This is a genomic window from Kosakonia sp. BYX6 (assembly GCF_038449125.1).
GTDB lineage: Bacteria > Pseudomonadota > Gammaproteobacteria > Enterobacterales > Enterobacteriaceae > Kosakonia > Kosakonia calanthes.
Map to the genome: position 1 here is coordinate 1,352,922 of NZ_CP151800.1, position 19,604 is coordinate 1,372,525.

The 19,604-nt window shown below is 52.1% G+C and carries 13 protein-coding genes; 7 read left to right on the plus strand and 6 right to left on the minus strand.

Going from position 1 to position 19,604, the window contains the following annotated elements; all coding sequences use genetic code 11:
- Positions 1-25 precede the first annotated feature (25 nt).
- Complete coding sequence (locus AAEY27_RS06370; protein ID WP_342324048.1) at positions 26-787, plus strand: isocitrate lyase/PEP mutase family protein; 762 nt, start codon at positions 26-28, stop codon at positions 785-787.
- On the plus strand, positions 787-1,857 hold the full coding sequence (locus AAEY27_RS06375; RefSeq protein ID WP_342324049.1) for a bifunctional transcriptional activator/DNA repair enzyme AdaA: 1,071 nt from the start codon (positions 787-789) through the stop codon (positions 1,855-1,857). Before AAEY27_RS06370 ends, AAEY27_RS06375 begins: the two co-directional genes overlap by 1 nt.
- A gap of 168 nt (positions 1,858-2,025) precedes the next feature.
- Here the strand turns inward: AAEY27_RS06375 and AAEY27_RS06380 are convergent, their stop codons facing one another.
- On the minus strand, positions 2,026-5,856 hold the full coding sequence (locus tag AAEY27_RS06380; protein ID WP_342324050.1) for a hypothetical protein: 3,831 nt from the start codon (positions 5,854-5,856) through the stop codon (positions 2,026-2,028).
- A 172-nt stretch (positions 5,857-6,028) separates the two neighbouring features.
- Between AAEY27_RS06380 and AAEY27_RS06385 the strand changes: the two genes are divergently transcribed.
- A complete protein-coding gene (locus AAEY27_RS06385; RefSeq protein ID WP_342324051.1) occupies positions 6,029-7,990 on the plus strand; it encodes a tetratricopeptide repeat protein in 1,962 nt (653 codons plus the stop codon).
- Positions 7,991-8,124: 134 nt separating this feature from the next.
- On the opposite strand, the gene AAEY27_RS06390 is transcribed toward AAEY27_RS06385, so the two are convergent.
- On the minus strand, positions 8,125-8,316 hold the full coding sequence (locus AAEY27_RS06390) for a YfgG family protein (protein ID WP_342324052.1): 192 nt from the start codon (positions 8,314-8,316) through the stop codon (positions 8,125-8,127).
- Positions 8,317-8,665: 349 nt separating this feature from the next.
- On the opposite strand from AAEY27_RS06390, the gene AAEY27_RS06395 reads away from it, so the two are divergent.
- Positions 8,666-10,885 (plus strand): EAL domain-containing protein, encoded by a 2,220-nt coding sequence (locus AAEY27_RS06395; RefSeq protein ID WP_342324053.1) that lies wholly within the window; start codon positions 8,666-8,668, stop codon positions 10,883-10,885.
- Positions 10,886-10,901: 16 nt separating this feature from the next.
- On the opposite strand, the gene ppx is transcribed toward AAEY27_RS06395, so the two are convergent.
- The 4 genes from ppx to purM all read right to left on the minus strand — a co-directional run bounded on the left by ppx (position 10,902) and on the right by purM (position 16,494).
- The gene (gene ppx, locus AAEY27_RS06400) at positions 10,902-12,443 is read right to left on the minus strand and encodes an exopolyphosphatase (RefSeq protein WP_342324054.1); all 1,542 of its coding nucleotides are present in this window, start codon (positions 12,441-12,443) and stop codon (positions 10,902-10,904) included.
- A gap of 3 nt (positions 12,444-12,446) precedes the next feature.
- Positions 12,447-14,507 carry a polyphosphate kinase 1 gene (ppk1, locus tag AAEY27_RS06405; protein WP_342324055.1) on the minus strand — a complete coding sequence of 687 codons (2,061 nt, stop codon included), beginning with the start codon at positions 14,505-14,507 and terminating at the stop codon, positions 12,447-12,449.
- A gap of 308 nt (positions 14,508-14,815) precedes the next feature.
- A complete protein-coding gene (gene purN, locus AAEY27_RS06410; protein WP_342324056.1) occupies positions 14,816-15,460 on the minus strand; it encodes a phosphoribosylglycinamide formyltransferase in 645 nt (214 codons plus the stop codon).
- Complete coding sequence (gene purM / locus AAEY27_RS06415) at positions 15,457-16,494, minus strand: phosphoribosylformylglycinamidine cyclo-ligase (RefSeq protein WP_342324057.1); 1,038 nt, start codon at positions 16,492-16,494, stop codon at positions 15,457-15,459. Before purM ends, purN begins: the two co-directional genes overlap by 4 nt.
- 237 nt (positions 16,495-16,731) lie before the next feature.
- On the opposite strand from purM, the gene upp reads away from it, so the two are divergent.
- The 3 genes from upp to AAEY27_RS06430 all read left to right on the plus strand — a co-directional run bounded on the left by upp (position 16,732) and on the right by AAEY27_RS06430 (position 19,558).
- On the plus strand, positions 16,732-17,358 hold the full coding sequence (gene upp, locus AAEY27_RS06420) for a uracil phosphoribosyltransferase (protein WP_017458966.1): 627 nt from the start codon (positions 16,732-16,734) through the stop codon (positions 17,356-17,358).
- A gap of 109 nt (positions 17,359-17,467) precedes the next feature.
- Positions 17,468-18,757 (plus strand): uracil permease, encoded by a 1,290-nt coding sequence (uraA, locus tag AAEY27_RS06425; protein WP_342324058.1) that lies wholly within the window; start codon positions 17,468-17,470, stop codon positions 18,755-18,757.
- A 99-nt stretch (positions 18,758-18,856) separates the two neighbouring features.
- On the plus strand, positions 18,857-19,558 hold the full coding sequence (locus tag AAEY27_RS06430) for a DnaA inactivator Hda (protein WP_342325485.1): 702 nt from the start codon (positions 18,857-18,859) through the stop codon (positions 19,556-19,558).
- Positions 19,559-19,604: the final 46 nt, after the last annotated feature.

The window sequence follows — 19,604 nt, forward strand, 5'->3', positions numbered from 1 at the left end:
CTGGTCACCACATAAGGAGAAAATCATGGATTTCACTGAACTTCATCATCAAAACAAACCGTTACTTATCGCAAATGTCTGGGATGCTGGCAGCGCGCGTGCAGCGCAGCGGTCGGGCTATCAGGCTTTGGGAACATCAAGTGCAGCGATTGCCGCGATGTTAGGTTATGAAGACGGCGAAGCTATGTCATTTGATGAGCTGTTCTACATTGTTACCCGTATTAAATCAGCCACTTGCCTGCCATTAAGTGTTGATGTTGAAGCTGGCTTTGGTGAGACGGCAAACGAAATGACCACGAATCTTAAACGTCTCGCCCAGCTTGGCGTTGTGGGTGTCAACCTTGAGGATAGCCGCGTTGTTAATGGTGTAAGACAACTCGATAATGCCGTGACATTTGCCAGCAGATTAAAAGAGATTCGTAAGCAGCTGGCTGATGAGAATTATCCATTGTTTATTAATGTTCGCACCGATACGTTTCTTCTTAATCATCAACAGGCATTGCAGGAAACACTGTTACGTGGTCGATTATATGAGCAATCTGGCGCCGACGGCCTTTTTGTTCCCTGCCTGACGGCTGAAAACGATATTGAGACCCTGTCCCGGGAGATTAATTTGCCGCTAAACATCATGTGCATGCCCGATCTTCCGAGGTTCGACAGACTAGGACAATTAGGTGTGAATCGAATTTCTATGGGTAATTTTGTTCATTCGGCTCTTCAATTGAAGCTTGAAAATATCATGCAAACTATCCAGTCGCAGCAGTCCTTTGCCGGAGTAGTTGGTTAATGAAAGTTCTTGATAATGACCAATGCAATGTCTGGTACCAGGCACTTCTTGAGCGTGATTCGGAGTACACGGGGGTGTTTTTTGTTGGTGTTAAAACGACCGGCGTATTTTGTATTTCTGTCTGCCGGGCGCGAAAACCGAAGCGCGAAAATGTTGAGTTTTATAAAGACGTTAAATCTGCTCTGGATGCAGGGTTTCGCCCTTGTAAGGTTTGCAAACCAACGGAAAATGCCCATAGCGCCCCGCTTTTCATTGAGCAAGCGCTTGAACTGGTGCGTGCCAATCCTAAAGCACGCATAAGTGATACCGAGCTTCGTAAGCAAAGCATCAGCCCCGAGCGGGTGCGGCGCTGGTTTCTACAACATCACGGTATTACCTTCCAGGCTTTTCAACGCATGCAGCGGGTGAATATCGCACTTCAGGAGCTGAAAGGAGGGCGTTCCGCCACCGAGGTTGCTTTTGATAGCGGCTACGAATCATTAAGCGGTTTTGGCTATACCTATAAACGGATTACGGGAGCAGCCCCGACTGAACAACGCGATGTGATCATGATTCACCGTTTTACCACGCCGCTTGGCCCCATGTTTGTTTGCGCAACCGAACGTGGCGTTTGCCTGCTGGAATTTACCGACCGTCGCATGCTGGAAACCGAATTTCGCGATCTCCAGCGTTTACTCAAAGCGCGAATCATGTCCGGGCAAAATAGTCATACCCGGCAAGCGGAAAATGAGATGAGCGAGTATTTTTCCGGGACGCGCCAGCAGTTTGACCTTCAACTTGATACGCCTGGCAGTGATTTTCAGCAGGCGGTCTGGCAGGGACTGCGTGCGATTCCTTATGGTCAAACATCGCACTATCAAGCACTTGCTGGGCAAATCGAAAAGCCCAATGCCGTAAGAGCCGTCGCCGCTGCAAATGGTGCAAATCGAGTGGCAATCGTCATTCCTTGCCATCGGATTATCGGCAAAGACGGCACGATGACCGGCTATGGCGGCGGTGTCGCGCGCAAGGAGTGGCTTATTAAGCATGAACAAACAATGTGTCATGATGCCGACCAAAAACAAAAGTAAGTAAGCCGGGAGCACAATATTTCTATCGATCACTATGTGACAGAAATAATGAATCGACGCGCTGTGGCGAAATGAAAGTAACGAAACCGATAATGCCATGAGCCCCGGCTTTATTAATGTTTGCATAACGACACTAGGCCCGTGTAATCACGAGCCTTTTTCCGGGTATTATTCAAATCTCAGTTCATTCTCATCATCACGTTTTCTTTCTTCTTCTCGTTCAGCTTCGATCCGCTGCAAAATCGTCACTATGGTTTTGGCCGCTGCTTCTGCAATCCGCTTATCGTGATGGTCTGCTAAGGTTTCGAAGATTTTTACCCTCGTTTGCAGTACTTCAGAGCGAGGGCCAGACCATGACATGGGCTCAATTTGGTGTGCGTACATTTGCAAAATTTGCCCGACGTCAGGGGCTTCTTCCAAAAAATGCAGCGCTTTCGGATTTAACGTTAGAGAGCCCTCATTCCCAGCGTTTACCCATAAAGGAATACCGCTGGCAATGACCTGCCAGGCATCAGATATCGCTTGTTTCTGGCACCAACGAATGAGGATCTCTACATCTATATCTGCCAGAGGAAGGTTTTTTTGATCCTCGTTTTGAATGAACAATTTGCGTTTTCGTTGTGACTTTTCATCACCGGAGAATATTCGTTGCAGAAATGCTTCCGGCATTTTTGCAGCGGTCGCCTGGAAGGTACGCTCGAAGTCATGTGCGTATCCGTAGTGTGTGTCGATGTAGGCGAAAATGGCGTCAAGCCATGAAACTTTTTCTTGCTCGTTACCCTGAAAGGACAGCACTGCGTCTATCACTATCTCAATGTTGTAATCCTGCTCTCGTCCAGCTTGTTGTAAGCGCTGAGCAGCAGCTAATAAGCCGATACGACGTAATTCCGCTCCAAGGACATCTTTATTGGGATCTTTATTATGAAGTTTCATCGCGAGCCCATCCAAAACGAAGCTCGCTCCTAAATCCTTTTCAAGTAATCGCTCTGCAAGCGTAATGATTTGATTTTGCGAGAGCGAATAAGATTCTCTCCACAGCATTCTTTCATACAACCAACCACTGACGTCCTCATAATTCAATGCTTGCATGCAGCGTTGGAATGCATTGTTGTCAAAGTATTGTTCAGGTTGTAACCCAACCAAAATAGCCCGAAGCTGACTACTTTCCAGACATTGATCTAAGAGTTCTTCCGCCATTGGGCGAGCTTGCAGAGTAAGTTGTTCGATAAAGCCACATAGCAAGGCGATGTTAAAACTGGAGTAACCCAAGGTATGCAGGAACGTAACCAACTCTTCCCAGGTTGCCTTAGGATCATGGGAACCTTTTGCTAAACCTTTGCCAAACGCTTCTCGGTGGGGCATTCCTTTTGGTGAAAACAGATCTGCTCCCAGCATCGATACCGGATTACCAGAGCAAGCATAAGCTTCACCTAACTCTTCAGCTTTTGCCGCTAATCTTTCTTTTACAAGACGATGTCGTTCGCCCGCGTCGCCATCAAATTCGCCATCCATTACCCAATGTGCATGCCCATCTCCAAGAACAAATGCTTTAATATTGTCCATCAGATCTGTTGGCGTGAGCTCAGCTGCAAGCGCAACCAGGTCGACTGGAGGTTGCGGTACACTTCCATCGGCCTGCTTATCGTTGTAGTCATATTGGATAATTAAACGAACGGCGCTCCATCCTTCGATCCACGTTTGACTGCGGTTTAAGGTCCTTGCTGCTTCTACTAATTTTTCCCGGATCGCCTGATGACGCCATAGTGAGCGGAATTTTTTAGCAAAAACCGATCTCGCCCTGGTTGCCAGTTCGACATGACTATTAAGCCCAATAGCAACCGCGAGATCGATAAACTGATGCCGCCAGGCGACGAGTTCCTCTTTATTGGGTTCATAACCATAATCTCGTGGGCGAGCGCCAAAATCATGCATCACCGCCCCATGCCAGGGGGGTCCATCTAAGGCGGAAGAAAGCATACGTAAACCAAGCGATTGTCTCTTGGGATCACTGGATAACAATGTGTCCTTAACCATCGATAATCGTTGCGTCAAAGAAGCACGCGTACCGGACAAATAAGGCTGAAATAAACCGAGGATTTTAGTGTGTGATGACTCAAAATTATTCGATTCATCCTCAAAATCAGCCATCCGGAGAAGAAGAGAAACACACCTGTTGAACATGTCAGCGTCATAAGCAATTAACTCAAGAAGATTAAGTATTGTTACTCGGCAAGGGCTATAAGCCGGCTTTATTCCGCAAAAGGCGGCGGCGCTTATTACCTCATCAATTCTTTTGAGAACTGCATTCGGCACAACAGGAGCAATGTATTCAAGAATACGCAGTTCTCGATCCTCAAGATCGAGAAGGTTATAGAGGAAACCACCCTCAGTAAGCCATGCTTCGGCAATGTTTTGCGCTACCGGATGCTCATGCAAATATCCCAATCGGTGAGCAAACGACATCAGAAGCCTTTCACTGCCCGGCGCCTCAAATGTATTTTGTAGCATCTCTATGGGGATGTTGGTCAGCGCTCCGCTTGCCAATCTATTCGCTATTGCATGAGGAAGAATCGCTCGCCAGTGCGCGCGTTTTTGGGCAATGTGACGCGCGATAAGTGTGCCAACAGAACGAAATAACTGCGTTCGTGTTATCTCGCATAGAGAGGCGAGAACGGCTAACTCATCAATCTCTGTTTTTGAAGAATCATCGGAAAACGAATAGACGAGTGAAAGCGATTCTGCATGCGCTCGCAGATTTTCATCAGGTTGGTTCCTTTGCTCAAACAAGCGATCAAACAACTGGTTATCTGAAAGGTGAGCGAGTGATTCTCCCACTTCAACCCTTTCAGCCACAGCAAGGGAAATCCGGGCGTTACCATCAGCGAAATCCGCTATTTTTTTTGCATTCAACTGACCTATTTTCGGAAAGCGGCGCAGCAATAATGTTTCGGCCATTTCAGCATGTGCCGCTTCGATATGAATCACGTCAGTCTGCTGGGGTTTGTCATCTCTGATGTCATATTCGACGGTGATTAAAGAAACTTGTGATCGTTGCGAGACTAAACGTGAGGCCAGTTGAGCGTGTAGATCTGAAGGGCAGTTGTCGAGCACCATAATGGCGCGTCTGCTTTCAGCCAGAAGCGTTTCCAGCATCGATGTTGCAGAAGGCGAAGGCCCTTCACCGACATCGGCATAAATAGCGACAGTTTTGTCGAGTGCTTCAGCACCAAACTCCTCTTCGAAAAGAGACTGGACTATTCGGGTTTTCCCTGTACCTGATAACCCTGCGATACGAATCGCTTTGCGTGTCGATCTGACCAGCTCACGAATGTGTGGAATGGCCTCTTTAAGTCCTGACCGGATGCCTGAAGGCATCGTGACTGAAACGCCTGGCGCGAGGATTAATGTATCGTCAGCACCGAGAGGAGGGTTGCTCCATGCGCCAAACGGTCTCCAGCCTGAGTGGCTCAACCCCAGCACACTGCGCACCCACAGCATCACTGCGGGGTGCTGCCTTAACCATTGATGTAACTTTGAGGGATCAAAGAAATCTAAATGAAGGTTGTGACCGTTTGGATCACTCTTCACTGCTTCACGCATTGCCTGTAAGCGGGATTTTCTCATGGGCGGAGAACAATCATCTTCAAGGCTTACGATGACGTAGCTTCCACCCGTTGCGGCGAGTTCGGCGAGAGTGGCTGACAATATCCCTTTGGGACACATCTCTTTTTTAATTGATGAGGCCTTCATGGAATGCTTTTTGGCTTGAAAAACGGTATTCGGCTTGACGATAAACCCAGTTTTGAAATCTGCGTTGGCAACATTTACCAAAATATCGATTCCGTCGTCTGGTGCGGTAATTGAACCACCCCAAAAAACCTGCGCGGGGCTTTCTCCGACAGATGCTAATTCGGCTTCAGCCAGGCGAGCAATCAGCTCTTCTAACTGCTCATCGGAAAGCTGTCGCAACTTTTCCTTTTCCAAATCAAAAATGTTCACCCACGCTCCTTGCCGAAATTAACTGCGATGATGGCATGAATATACACCCAGTGGTTGAGGCATTCATATTTATGATAAAGACATGAGTCATTTCCGCGCGTTACAGATGACGCCCCGCCTTTTTACGGCTACGCTTTTACTGCCTAAAACCTCACTCAACAAGACAATCGCCATGTTTAAACGCCTCCTTTCTGCTATCACCAGCAAAAATTCACCTGAACCTGAAAGCCCCGCAACCGAGCCCCAGCAAAACGAAGCGTTGATCGTCGCGTATGACGCGTACGGGCGCGAGATGCATATCACCCGCAGCGAATGGCGTGAAAAAGTGTTCCTGCCTTCGTTACAGGAAAAGTGGCACGATGCCGCCGAACTTTATGATGCGATCCTTTCTGGTCTGAACGATGGCTTTGTCGCCGATCTGATCCCCGCGGCGGAGCGGTTGGTCGAAATCGATGACATCCCGGAACGCAGCCACACCGCGCAGGGCATTGTGTTGATGGAAAACGGTCAGCTAGATGCGGCGGAAAATTCGCTGCGTGCCGGTATCGGTAAAGTCGGAGCGACGGGCACGTTGCTGACCAATCTGGCGAAAGTATTTGCCGGGCGCGGGGAAGACGATCGTGCGGACGAAATTTTGTGGCAGGCTGTGCAGGCGGATCCCAATCAGGACAACGGCTTGCTGTGGTGGGCGACGATTGCGCGTGAGCGCGGCGGCGAGGCCGGTTACCTGGCAGCGTTGAACACCGCTTCGGCATTGCCCGGCAGTTGGCGGGCGCAATTATGGTTAGCACGTCATCATCTGGAAAATAAAGAGGTTGCGGCGGCGCGTGCCTTATATGAACAGGTGCTGGCAGGTGGCAAGTACGACGGCGGCGCGCTGATGATGATTTCCGGCGATCTTGGCAACAATGGCGAGATCGCGCTGATCGGCGAATTGATCGCCCCCGTTTATGACGAACACAAACACGATCCGATGGCCGGCCTCAATTTGCTGCGGGCCTGGCAGGCGCTCGGCAATGTAGAAGAGGGCGAAAAACTGCTCGCGCGCCTCTACGCGCTGGGTTACGCGCCGCTGAAACAGCCTCTTGATGAGTTCGCGAAGGCTTTTCAGCAGATGCGTCAGCAGGAAGCGCAGGCGGTGCCTGCCGATCCGCAGCAGTTGCAAGTCAGTACGCTGGCATTGACCCAACCGATTTGGCACTACGGTTTGGCCAGCGCCGACTGGTTGTTCACCCATAAACCGGAAGGTGCACCGCAAGTCGGTTTCTTCGCGCTGTCTAAGATTTCCAATGGTATTGAGCGCACTGAATCGCAACGTGAAGATGATATCGGGCGGTTGACGCGCGCCATTCCGCTCTATTTTGCCGAAGCGGTGCATTACTGGAGCGATTACGCAAGCTGCTGCTATGTGCAGGTGGTCGAAGGCGGCGGTCCGGTTGTTTTAGGTGGCGAACTGGATGGCAATGACCTGTTCACCATTGTACCGCCGACCATGAAGTATTTTGTCACCGGTGAAATGGGCTATACCGGCGAAGGCGACGTGCGGGAATGGCAGATATCACTCAGCCTCTGGAACTGCATCACCCGCGAAAAACAGGCGACCGAAAGCGCTCGCGTCGCGCAACCGGAACTCGGCGCGTTAATTCTGGGCCTTGAGCAACGACTACTCGCGCATGTCGGCGAACAACGTGAACAGCCGCAGGATGCGTTCTACCTGCGTCCTTCCACGGAAGCGATGGACATTTACCTGAGTGAGCTGGGCCAGGCGTTCACCCTGACGCTGGTCGCCAATGAAAAATTGCCGCGCTCGGCGATTTGGGGCGAACGGGCAATGCTCGACTGGCCGCTGCATATGGCATTGCAATGGCCGCAGACGGAAGTGTCAAAGCTGATGTATCTTTCGGGGCTTGGCAAAGCGTTCGATTACAAATCCGACGTGCTGGCGGAGTACCAACAACGCAGTCTGGAGCTGCTGCGCGATGCCGAAACAACCCAAAGTGTGGCGGCAAAACTCGCGCCGCTGGTGTGGAAGATTTTCGGCATGACGGATGAATTCAACGCGCATCGGCAGAACTTGCCCGCAGAAGCGAACGACGCGTATCTCGCCTGGCTGGCGCGCGTTGCTGAAAAATAATCCCAGGTGATGTTATCGAAATCGTCAGCCAACGCGTCTGTGTTGCTGACGATTTTTCTTTTTGGCGTGCTGACTTTTTTCAGGCGTACAAAAAAACCACGCTAGTTAGCGTGTCAATAAAATCGAAGAAAATCTTAGCGTTGTGCGGTGGGATCGATAGTTTGACTGATAGGTTGCAGTTGGTTTTTTTCCTGGTGATGGTACCAGGCACCAATAGAGGAATAGACGAAACGGCCGAAGAAAAAGAGGAAACTGATAAGAAGTACGATACGGGTCATGCGACTGTCAAATCGATGTCGTTTTCGCATACTGGTTGCCTGACTCACAATGGTTCCTTTAGGAATACCCGATCAACGGGCGACTCGGACATTAAGGCACACTCTTTCGAGAAGATCAATTAAGCCTGGTGCAAAAACGCATTGAATAAAATATCAGCAAGATTTATATAAGATAAATTAAATATTTATCTACAAAATAAAAAACGATGAGATCAGATTAAATCAGGGAAATAAAAAGGTGTCGAAGAAGGTTTTTTGATGTAGATCAATTGTCCGTTACTGTTCACATCTAGAATTCCACATCGCCCGCGTACTGGCACTTATCGTGCCCCGCACAGTCAGGTCGGATGCCTGCCTGAAACACCTACCGGGATCCGGGTATGTTTGTCGAGCATCTATGTCATTTATAAATAAGTACAATTACTACAAAGACAAATGGTGGGCTTTGCCGCTCATCGTGACGCCTGTTTTGTATCCACTGTTTAGCATGGCTAATACGTTTACCCTTATTTCCGGGCAGGAAGTCATTCTTTATTACCTGCCGATGGCGTTATTGATTGCCATGATGATGTTTTATGGCTGGGTGGCGTTGCCGGGCATTGTTATTGCGCTGATTTGCCATTACAGCTCCGCCGGGCCGCTGGGTGTGATGGTGAAAAGCCTGCATCTGCTGTTTCCTGTATTACTCAGTTGGCTGGGTTATCGCATTTTTGTCACGCGGCGGCATAAAGTGGCGTATGGCACGGCGGAACTGGTTTCCCAGCGCGTCTTCTGGCAGGTGCTTTGTCCCGCCTCCATCTATCTGATCATCCTTGAACTCGGCGTCTGGCTGAATTTTTACGATCGCCCGGTAAGCGAAAGCGGGGCGATGGCGTTCAATGTTCCGATGCTCATCAACTATCAGGGGCTGCTGGTGGGTTCTATCACCGGCGTTCCTTTTAGTTATTTATTGATACGGATTATTCGCCACCCGCGCTATGCGCTCTCGTGGTTCTCGCAGTTGCGCCAGGAAGTGGACCGCAAAGTCACGCGCACCGAGATGGTGGTCTGGCTTGGCATTATCACCATCATCCTGCTGCTATTGCTGCGACCGCTGAATAAAAACAGCACCATTTTCAGTACTAACTACACGCTCTCTCTGCTGCTGCCAGTAATGCTGTGGGGGTCGATGCGTTACGGCTTCCGCTTTATGTCGTTTATCTGGACGCCGATTCTGATCGTCTCCATTCACTTTTTTTACCGTTATTTGCCGCTTTTCCCCGCGTGGGATGTGCAACTGGCAATAGCTTCCTCAAGCTATCTGGTGTTCTCGTTTATCATTCTGGCGATGGCAGTAATGGCGACCCGGCAGCGGCTGGTGCACGATCGCGCCCGTCGGCTGGCGTTTATCGATCCTGTCGCCAATATGCCGAACCTGCGCGCGCTGAGCCGGGCGTTGGCTGATGCGCCCTGGTCGGTGCTCTGCTTTTTACGCATACCGGAACTGGAACTGTTAGGGCGAAATTACGGTGTTTTACTGCGCATTCAGTACAAACAACGCATGGCAAGCTGGCTCAAACCTTTGCTGTCGCCGGAAGAGAGCGTGTATCAGCTTTCCGGTCACGATCTGGTGATTCGGCTGAACACGCAGTCTCACCAGACGCGCATTGAAGAACTGGATGCGCGCGTGAAACAGTTCCGCTTTGTCTGGGACGACATGCCGCTGCAACCGCAGGTCGGGCTAAGTTATTGCTATGTGCGCTCGCCGGTTAAACATCTCTACTTGCTGCTGGGCGAAATGAGCACCATTGCGGATCTCTCACTTGCAACCAACCACCCGGAAAACCTGCAAAACCGGGGCGCGGCGAATTTACAGCGCAGCCTGAAAAGCAAAGTGGATGTGATGAACCGCCTGCAACTGGCGCTGGAGCAAGACCATTTTGAATTGATGGCGCAGCTGATTTACGGGGTGCGCGGCGATGACTACTACGAGATCCTGCTGCGCATGCGCGAAGAGAATGGCGCCAGTATCAGCCCGGACGAGTTTTTGCCGGTGGCGCATGAGTTTGGTTTGTCATCGCGCATCGATATGTGGGTTATCGAACATGTGTTGGGGTTTATGGCGCAACACCGCGAGGCGTTACCGGCCCAGCGTTTTTCCATTAACCTCTCCCCGGCATCGATTTGTCGCACGCATTTCGCCCAGGAAGTGCGCCGCTTATTGGACAAATACGCGGTCGAAGCCTGGCAATTAATTTTCGAAATCACGGAAAGCAACACTCTGACCAACTTGCAGCAGGCAAACCACACGCTGGCACAATTGCAACAGATGGGTTGCCGGGTGGCGATTGATGACTTTGGCACCGGTTATGCCAGCTATGCACGGTTAAAAACCGTGAATGCCGATATCCTGAAAATCGATGGCAGCTTTATTCGCAATATTGTTTCTAACAGCCTGGATTACCAGATTGTGGCGTCGATTTGCCATCTGGCGCGAATGAAGAAAATGCTGGTGGTGGCGGAATATGTTGAAAGTGAAGAGATACGCAGCGCGGCGATCGCGCTGGGTATCGATTATTTGCAGGGCTATCTGATTGGTAAGCCTGCGCCGTTAGAGCGGCTCGTCGCGCAGGCGTAATTCAACGCGTGGCGGATCAGGCCGCTACGTCCGGGGATTGCTCTTCTTCGATTTTCAATCGCCAGCCGGTAACCGCTTCCCAGTATTCCTGCTCTTTTTCCAGATCCAGCAACACCAGCGCGTTCTGGCTAAACCAGTCGTGCGGGAAGCTGAGCGTCCAGTGGTTGTCATCGGTTTTCAGGCGCAGCGTCGGCGGCGTGGTGGTCGCCTGGCGCTGGTTATTCAGCAACACGCCCAAACGTAGAATCTGCACCAGCGGCAAGAACTGCTTCTTTTTAAACAGCGTAAACCGCGGGATCTCATCGAGCTTGATAGCCTTACGATGGTAACGTACTAAGGTTGCCATCATCAGTTGCTGCTCCTGATTAAAACCGGGCAAATCGCTGTTTTGCAGAATATACGCCGAATGGCGGTGCATCCCGCTGTGGTTAATGTTCAACCCCACTTCGTGCAGCATCGCTGCCCATTTGAGCAGCGCCGCCAATTGCGGATTACTCAGCTTGGGGTTTTGCGCTTGCCACTGATCGTACATCAGCGTGGTGGTTTCCAGTACGCGACGCGCCTGTTCGCGGTCGATGTTGTACTGGCTGGCCAGGCTTTGCGCGGTGCGGCTGCGAATGTCCTGATGGCGGAAACGGCCTTCCATTTCGTACAGCACGCCTTCGCGCAATGCACCGTCGGAAAGACGCAGCTCGCGAATCGCCAGTGCATCGAACACGCCGCAAAGGATAGCCAAACCCGGCACAAACACCGCTTTGCGTTCCTCGGAAAGTCCTGGCAGGCTCAGTTCGCTGAAGCTTTTGTACTTCAGCACTTCTGCGACCAGTTTTTCCAGCCGATCCGGGGTGATAAGGCCATCTTTCTCGCCGGAGGCGATCAGCACTTCATACACCGCTTTGATACTGCCGGAGGCGCCCATCGCCACGTTCCAGCCCTGAATGCGGAACTGCCAGGCAAGGGACTCCAGCTTTTGCGTCGCCGCCATGCGCGCACGGCGGAAGTTTTCGCCGTTGATGGTGTCGCCCATAAAGTACATCTGCGCGAAGCTGACGCAGCCCATACGGCGGCTTTCAACCAGCTTCGGTTCGAAATCTTCGCCGATCACCAGTTCCGTTGAACCGCCGCCGATATCAATCACCAGCTTGCGGCCTTTTTCCGGCTGCGTGTGTTCCACGCCCATAAAAATCAGGCGCGCTTCCTCATTGCCAGGAATGATTTCAATCGGATAGGGGATCACTTTTTCTGCGCGTTTGAGAAACTCTGGCGCGTTTAACGCCTGGCGCAGCGTGTGTGTCCCCACAATGCACACGCTTGATGGCTCAAAGCCTTGCAGCCGCTCGGCGAAAAGCGACAGGCAAGCCAGCCCGCGTTCCATCGCCTCTTCACTCAGCATATTGTTGCTGTCCAACCCATCAGCCAGGTGGACGCGTTGCTTAAGACGGCCGATGATTTGCATCGCCCCGTCGACCACACGTGCAATCACCATGTGGAAACTATTGGAACCCAGGTCGACCGCGGCAAACTCTTCCGGTCGTGGCATCTTTTCTTGTATCGGCATAGATTAATCGGGTTGTTCGAGTGATTTGATGTAGTCGTAAATCGCCAGTTGCGCCCGCACTTTACGGCGATTGCCGCGCGGCACATAACGATTGCTCAGTTCTTTATCGATGTATCGGGCCTTCACGGTATCACTGAACAGCAGCTCAATGATATCCAGAACGCGCTGTTTAAGCCGCGGATCAAGCAGTGGGGCCGCCACTTCGATACGGTAATCAATATTTCGCGTCATCCAGTCAGCGGACGAGAGATAGACTCGCTTGTCGCCGCCGTTCTCAAAAATATAGATGCGATCGTGCTCAAGATAACGGTCAACGATGCTGATGACGCGAATATTTTCACTGATGCCTTCTAAATCCGGGATCAGCGAGCACATGCCGCGCACCAGCAGATTCACCGGCACGCCGGAACTGGAGGCGGCGTACAGGCGATCCACCAGGCTTTTATCCACGAGGTTGTTCAGCTTCAGCGTAATGCCGGATGGCTGACCGTTTTGCGCGTTGGCAATCTCGGCATCGATCATGTCATACAGCAAACGACGCGAGTTTTGCGGTGACACCAGCAGGTATTCGAAATTCACCGGGCGATAGGGGTTTTCGATAAAGTTGAACACCCGGCGCACTTCATTGGTGATGCGCGCATCGGCGGTAATCAGCGAATAGTCGGTGTAGATCCGCGCGGTTTTCTCGTTGAAGTTGCCGGTACCAATGTGCGCGTAGCGCACGATTTCCTCGCCTTCCATGCGTGAGATGAGGAACAGCTTGGCGTGAATTTTCAAACCTGGCGCGGAGAAGATCACTTGCGCACCAGCTTCTGTCAGCCGTTTCGCCCAGTGAATATTGGCTTCTTCATCAAAGCGCGCCTGCAACTCCACCACCACGGTGACTTTTTTGCCATTGTGCGCGGCGTGGATCATCGAATCGATAATGCGCGAATCTTTCGCCACGCGGTAAATATTGATTTTGATGGCCAGCACGTTCGGGTCGAACGATGCCTGTCGTAGCAATTCAAGGACATGCTCGAATGTGTGATATGGGTAGTAGAGCAGCACATCGCGTTCGCGGATGGCGTCGAAACCGTTGCGGAATTTATCAAACCAAACGTGGCGCAAACGCGGCAGCGGCTTGTTGACCAGGTTGGCTTTGCCGACATTCGGGAAGCCGATAAAGTCTTTGAAGTTATGGTAACGCCCGCCGGGAATGATCGAGTCGTAGCGGGAGATGGTCAGCTTTTCGCGCAGCATTTCGACCATCGCGTCCGGCATATCGCGCTGGTAAACAAAACGCACCGGCTCGGCGGTCAAACGCTGTTTCAGGCTTGATGACATCAGCTCCATCAGGCTCGATTCCATCTCGTGCACCAGATCATATTCGGCGTCACGGGTCATTTTCATCGAGTAGGCGTTCAGCGTGTCGTAATCAAAGAAGCCTTTGAAGATATCATCCAGGCAGTAACGCAGAATGTTATCCAGCAGGATCATTGGCTTGCGGCGGCGCGGTGTTTCCGGTGGCAGGTTGACGAAGCGCGGCACTTTGTCCGATGGGATCTCAAGCAGGGCGTAACGCGTATCGTCGCCGCGAATGATTTCCACCGCCAGATAGGTGTAATCATCTTTTAAGAAACGCACCAGGTTGGTTTCGCGGTTAATCAATGTCGGCGTGATGTGCTGGCGAAGATATTGTTTGAAGTAGCTACGCAGCCAGCTTTGTTGATTCTGGGAAAGCTGGCGTTCGTTAATCAGAAAGATTTGATTACGCGCCATCTCCAGCAGCAGATCGTTATACAGACCGTCGAACTCCTGATCGGCCTTCAGTACGCGAGACTGAATTTTTCCCAGCAGATGACGTGAATTGGTGGCAACACCTTGCTCTTCGCTGATGATCAGCCGACGTTTAAGTTCCGCGAAACGGACTTTGTAGAATTCATCAAGGTTATTGGAATAGATCCCCAAAAAACGCATACGTTCGATAAGAGGATTACTCTTGTCCGCCGCTTCTTGTAAAACGCGTTCGTTAAAGCACAACCAGCTTAGTTCTTTTTCGAGATATAACTTTTCCTGACCCATTCCTGTTTACACTCCGGTTCTATCTCGGGGCACGGCAAATCCCTCTCGCGCTCGCAGTACCCCGACTTACAGGTGAACGTTGCTGGCGTTCCTTCGTAAAACACAATTGATTATGGCGAGCTTTGCTATGAGATGTCCAACTATGACAAAAAAGTATGACAGTAATCTGTTTTATTGCCTGGCGGGATGAAAATACGCGAAAGATGAGGGAAAGTTTGTCCGGGGCGCGATGCTTACCGGGCCTACAAAACCCTGTAGGCCGGATAAAGCACCAGCCGCCATCCGACAAGAAAGATAAAACGCTGTACTTATGATTCGTCGGCGGCATAGCCTTCGGGGGGTAAACAAACCCCATCCAGCCAGGCGCTGTTCTCTTTCATGGTCAAGCGACCTTCAACAAACCAACTCACCACCAGCGGGTAAATGGCGTGTTCCTGCGCCTGCACGCGTTCGGTCACTTCGTCTTCCGTATCGCCATCAAACACCGGCACTTTCGCCTGCAAAATCACCGGGCCGCCGTCCAGCTCATCCGTGACAAAGTGCACGCTGGTGCCGTGCTCTTCGTCGCCGTTTTCCAGCACCTGGCGATGGGTATGCAAACCGGGATATTTCGGTAACAGGGAAGGGTGGATATTCAACAGGCGACCGGCATAATGCGCTACAAACGCCGGGCTGAGGATGCGCATGTAACCCGCCAGCACCACCAAATCCGGGGCGTAGGCGTCAATTTCCAGCATCAATTCACGGTCGAACGCATCGCGGCTGGCGAACTGTTCGGCACTCAGCGCATGAGCGGGAATGTTGGCTTCCCGCGCACGCTCAAGGCCGAAAGCATCGGCCTTGTTACTGAAGACTGCCCGCAGGGTGCCGTTGATTTTCTTCTGTTTGCAGGCATCAATAATCGCCTGCAAATTACTGCCGTTACCGGAAATCAGCACCACAATGTTTTTCATTCAATGACCACACGCTCACTGGAATCGGATGCTTTGATAATACCGATTTTCCACGCGTTTTCACCTTTGGTATTCAGGAAATCAATGGCTTTATCCGCTTCTTGCGCGGGAAGAGCGATAACCATCCCGACGCCGCAGTTGAAGGTGCGGTACATCTCATGGCGGCTGACATTCCCGGCGTTTTGCAGCCAGTTAAAGACGGCCGGCCACTGCCAGGAGGATTCATCAATCACTGCTTGCGTGTTGTCTGGCAGCACGCGCGGGATGTTTTCCCAGAAACCGCCGCCGGTCAGGTGAGCGATGGCATGCACGTCGACATTCGCAATCAGCTCAAGCACAGATTTCACATAAATGCGGGTGGGTTCCAGCAGATGGTCAGCGAGGGGTTTGCCTTCCAGTTGCGTGGTTAGCGGGTCGGCGCCGCTCACTTCGAGGACTTTACGCACCAGCGAATAGCCATTGGAGTGTGGGCCGCTGGAGGCCAGCGCCACCAGCACATCACCGTCAGCCACTTTGGTGCCATCGATGATTTCTGATTTTTCTACCACGCCGACGCAGAAACCGGCCACGTCGTAATCATCGCCGTGATACATCCCCGGCATTTCCGCCGTTTCGCCGCCAACCAGCGCACAGCCAGATTGCAAGCAGCCTTCGGCAATGCCGTTAATGACGCTTGCTGCGGTATCAACATCCAGCTTGCCGGTCGCGTAATAGTCGAGGAAGAACAGCGGCTCAGCGCCTTGTACCACCAGGTCGTTAACGCACATGGCCACCAGGTCGATGCCGATGGTGTCGTGACGTTGCAGATCCATTGCCAGACGCAGTTTGGTGCCTACGCCGTCAGTGCCGGAAACCAGTACTGGCTCACGATATTTTTGCGGCAGCGCGCACAGCGCACCGAAGCCGCCCAGACCGCCCATCACTTCCGGACGGCGGGTCTTCTTCACCACGCCTTTGATTCGGTCAACCAGAGCATTGCCCGCGTCAATATCAACACCGGCATCTTTATAGCTGAGAGAGGTTTTATCGGTCACTGCTTCAGTCCCCACGCGTTTATTTACTAGCGGTAGAAATAAAATTCGGCGCAATTCTAGCAGCCAAGGCAAACGTTTGCGAGTCCATTATTTCAGGGCACGCTGGATTCTTACGATATACTCTTTTCCAGTCTAATTGATCGCGATCAAGCAGCTGTCTATAGCGCAACGGAAAAAAAGCGGTATAATCCGGCGATTTTTTTTGTGGCTGCCACCTGTCTGGGGAAGGAGAAGAGTATGAAGGTCGTGGAAGTAAAACACCCACTCGTCAAACACAAGCTGGGCCTGATGCGAGAGAACGACATCAGCACCAAACGCTTTCGTGAACTCGCCTCGGAAGTCGGCAGCCTGCTGACGTATGAAGCAACAGCAGACCTGGAAACTGAAAAAGTCACCATCGAAGGCTGGAACGGCCCGGTGCAGGTTGACCAGATCAAAGGCAAGAAAATCACCGTTGTACCAATCCTGCGTGCTGGTCTTGGCATGATGGAAGGCGTGCTGGAGCACGTGCCGAGCGCGCGCATCAGCGTCGTCGGTATCTACCGAAATGAAGAAACCCTGGAGCCAGTACCGTATTTCCAGAAGCTGGTTTCCAATATCGACGAGCGTATGGCGCTGGTGGTTGACCCGATGTTGGCAACCGGTGGTTCGATGATCGCCACTATCGACCTGCTGAAAAATGCCGGCTGCCACAGCATTAAAGTGCTGGTACTGGTTGCCGCGCCCGAAGGTCTGGCGGCGCTGGAAAAAGCGCACCCGGATGTCGAACTCTACACCGCGTCGATTGACCAGGGCCTTAACGAACACGGGTACATCATTCCTGGTCTCGGCGATGCCGGCGACAAAATCTTTGGTACGAAATAACGAATTAAACATCGAAAGCCGACTTTGATAGTCGGCTTTTTTTTGGGATTCATAACACTGCCCGCCAACCTGGACGGGCAGACAACAACAACACTCAGAGGAAAACACTATGACGCGCCGTGCTATCGGGGTGAGTGAAAGACCGCCGCTTTTGCAGACGATCCCGCTTAGTTTACAGCACCTGTTCGCCATGTTCGGCGCAACCGTGCTGGTGCCAATCCTGTTTCACATCAACCCGGCCACCGTGCTGCTGTTCAATGGTGTCGGGACGCTGCTGTACATCTTTATCTGTAAAGGGAAAATCCCGGCTTATCTCGGCTCCAGCTTTGCCTTTATTTCCCCGGTATTGCTGCTGTTGCCGCTGGGTTACGAAGTGGCGCTCGGCGGCTTTATCATGTGCGGCGTGCTGTTCTGTCTCGTCTCTTTTATCGTGAAAAAAGCCGGTACCGGCTGGCTGGATGTGATGTTCCCGCCTGCGGCAATGGGCGCAATCGTTGCCGTTATCGGCCTGGAACTGGCGGGCGTGGCGGCGAATATGGCCGGATTGCTGCCAGCCGACGGGCAGAGCGCGGATTCGCGAACCGTCATTATTTCGCTGGTGACGCTCGGCGTGACGGTGTTTGGCTCGGTGTTGTTTCGCGGTTTTTTGGCGATTATCCCGATCCTCATCGGCGTGCTGGCGGGCTACGCGCTCTCCTTCGCAATGGGCGTTGTTGATACCACGCCGATTGCCCAGGCGCACTGGTTCGCTCTGCCAACCTTCTACACGCCGCGTTTTGAGTGGTTTGCGATTTTCACCATTCTGCCGGCGGCACTGGTGGTGATTGCCGAGCACGTGGGTCATCTGGTGGTGACAGCGAATATCGTCAAAAAAGATCTGATCCGCGATCCAGGCCTGCATCGCTCAATGTTTGCTAACGGTTTGTCGACGATGATCTCCGGTTTCTTTGGTTCTACGCCGAACACCACTTACGGCGAGAATATCGGCGTGATGGCGATCACTCGCGTATACAGTACCTGGGTGATTGGCGGCGCGGCGATCATCGCCATCCTGCTCTCTTGCGTGGGTAAACTGGCGGCGGCTATCCAAATCATTCCGGTACCGGTAATGGGCGGCGTTTCGCTGCTGCTGTACGGGGTCATCGGCGCGTCCGGTATTCGCGTACTGATCGAATCGAAAGTCGATTACAGCAAAGCACAAAACTTGATCCTGACCTCCGTGATCCTGATTATCGGTGTGAGTGGCGCGAAAGTGCACATTGGCGCGGCAGAGCTGAAAGGCATGGCGCTGGCGACCATCGTGGGCGTTTGTTTGAGCTTGATCTTCAAGCTGATTAGCGTCTTGCGCCCGGAAGAAGTGGTGCTGGATGCGCCCGATAACGACAACGCAAAATCGTAAGCATCGCGCATAATTGAACCGGGCGTTGCGCCCGGTTCAACCCTCGCAAGTTTTTATGATAGACTCACTGCGTTTTTTGTAAGCCTTGTTGAGGTACCTCTGAACACGCCGGCACAGCTCTCCCTGCCATTATATTTACCCGATGATGAAACCTTCGCGAGTTTCTGGCCGGGTGATAACCCCTCTTTACTGGCGGCGTTGCAAAACGTTTTGCGCCAGGCCCATAGCGGATACATCTATTTTTGGTCGCGCGAAGGCGCAGGCCGCAGCCATTTGCTGCATGCCGCTTGTGCGGAACTTTCCCAGCGCGGCGACGCAGTGGGTTACGTGCCGCTGGATAAGCGCACCTGGTTTGTGCCGGAGGTGCTGGAAGGGATGGAGCAACTTTCGCTGGTTTGTATCGATAATATCGAATGTGTCGCGGGCGATGAGCCGTGGGAGATGGCGATTTTCAATCTCTACAACCGCATTCTGGAGCAGGGTAAAACCCGCTTATTGATCACCGGAGACCGGCCGCCGCGCCAGTTGAATCTGGGCTTACCGGATCTCGCCTCGCGCCTCGACTGGGGGCAAATCTACAAGCTGCAACCCTTGTCCGATGAGGACAAACTCCAGGCGTTGCAGTTGCGCGCGCGTATTCGGGGTTTTGAGTTACCGGAAGATGTCGGGCGTTTTCTGCTTAAGCGTCTCGATCGCGAAATGCGCACCCTGTTTGATACGCTTGATCAGCTGGATCGCGCCTCGATCACCGCGCAGCGCAAGCTCACCATTCCGTTTGTGAAAGATATTCTGAAGCTTTAAATATTCGTTGGGCGGATAACGCGAACGTTTGCTCCCGCGATGATTG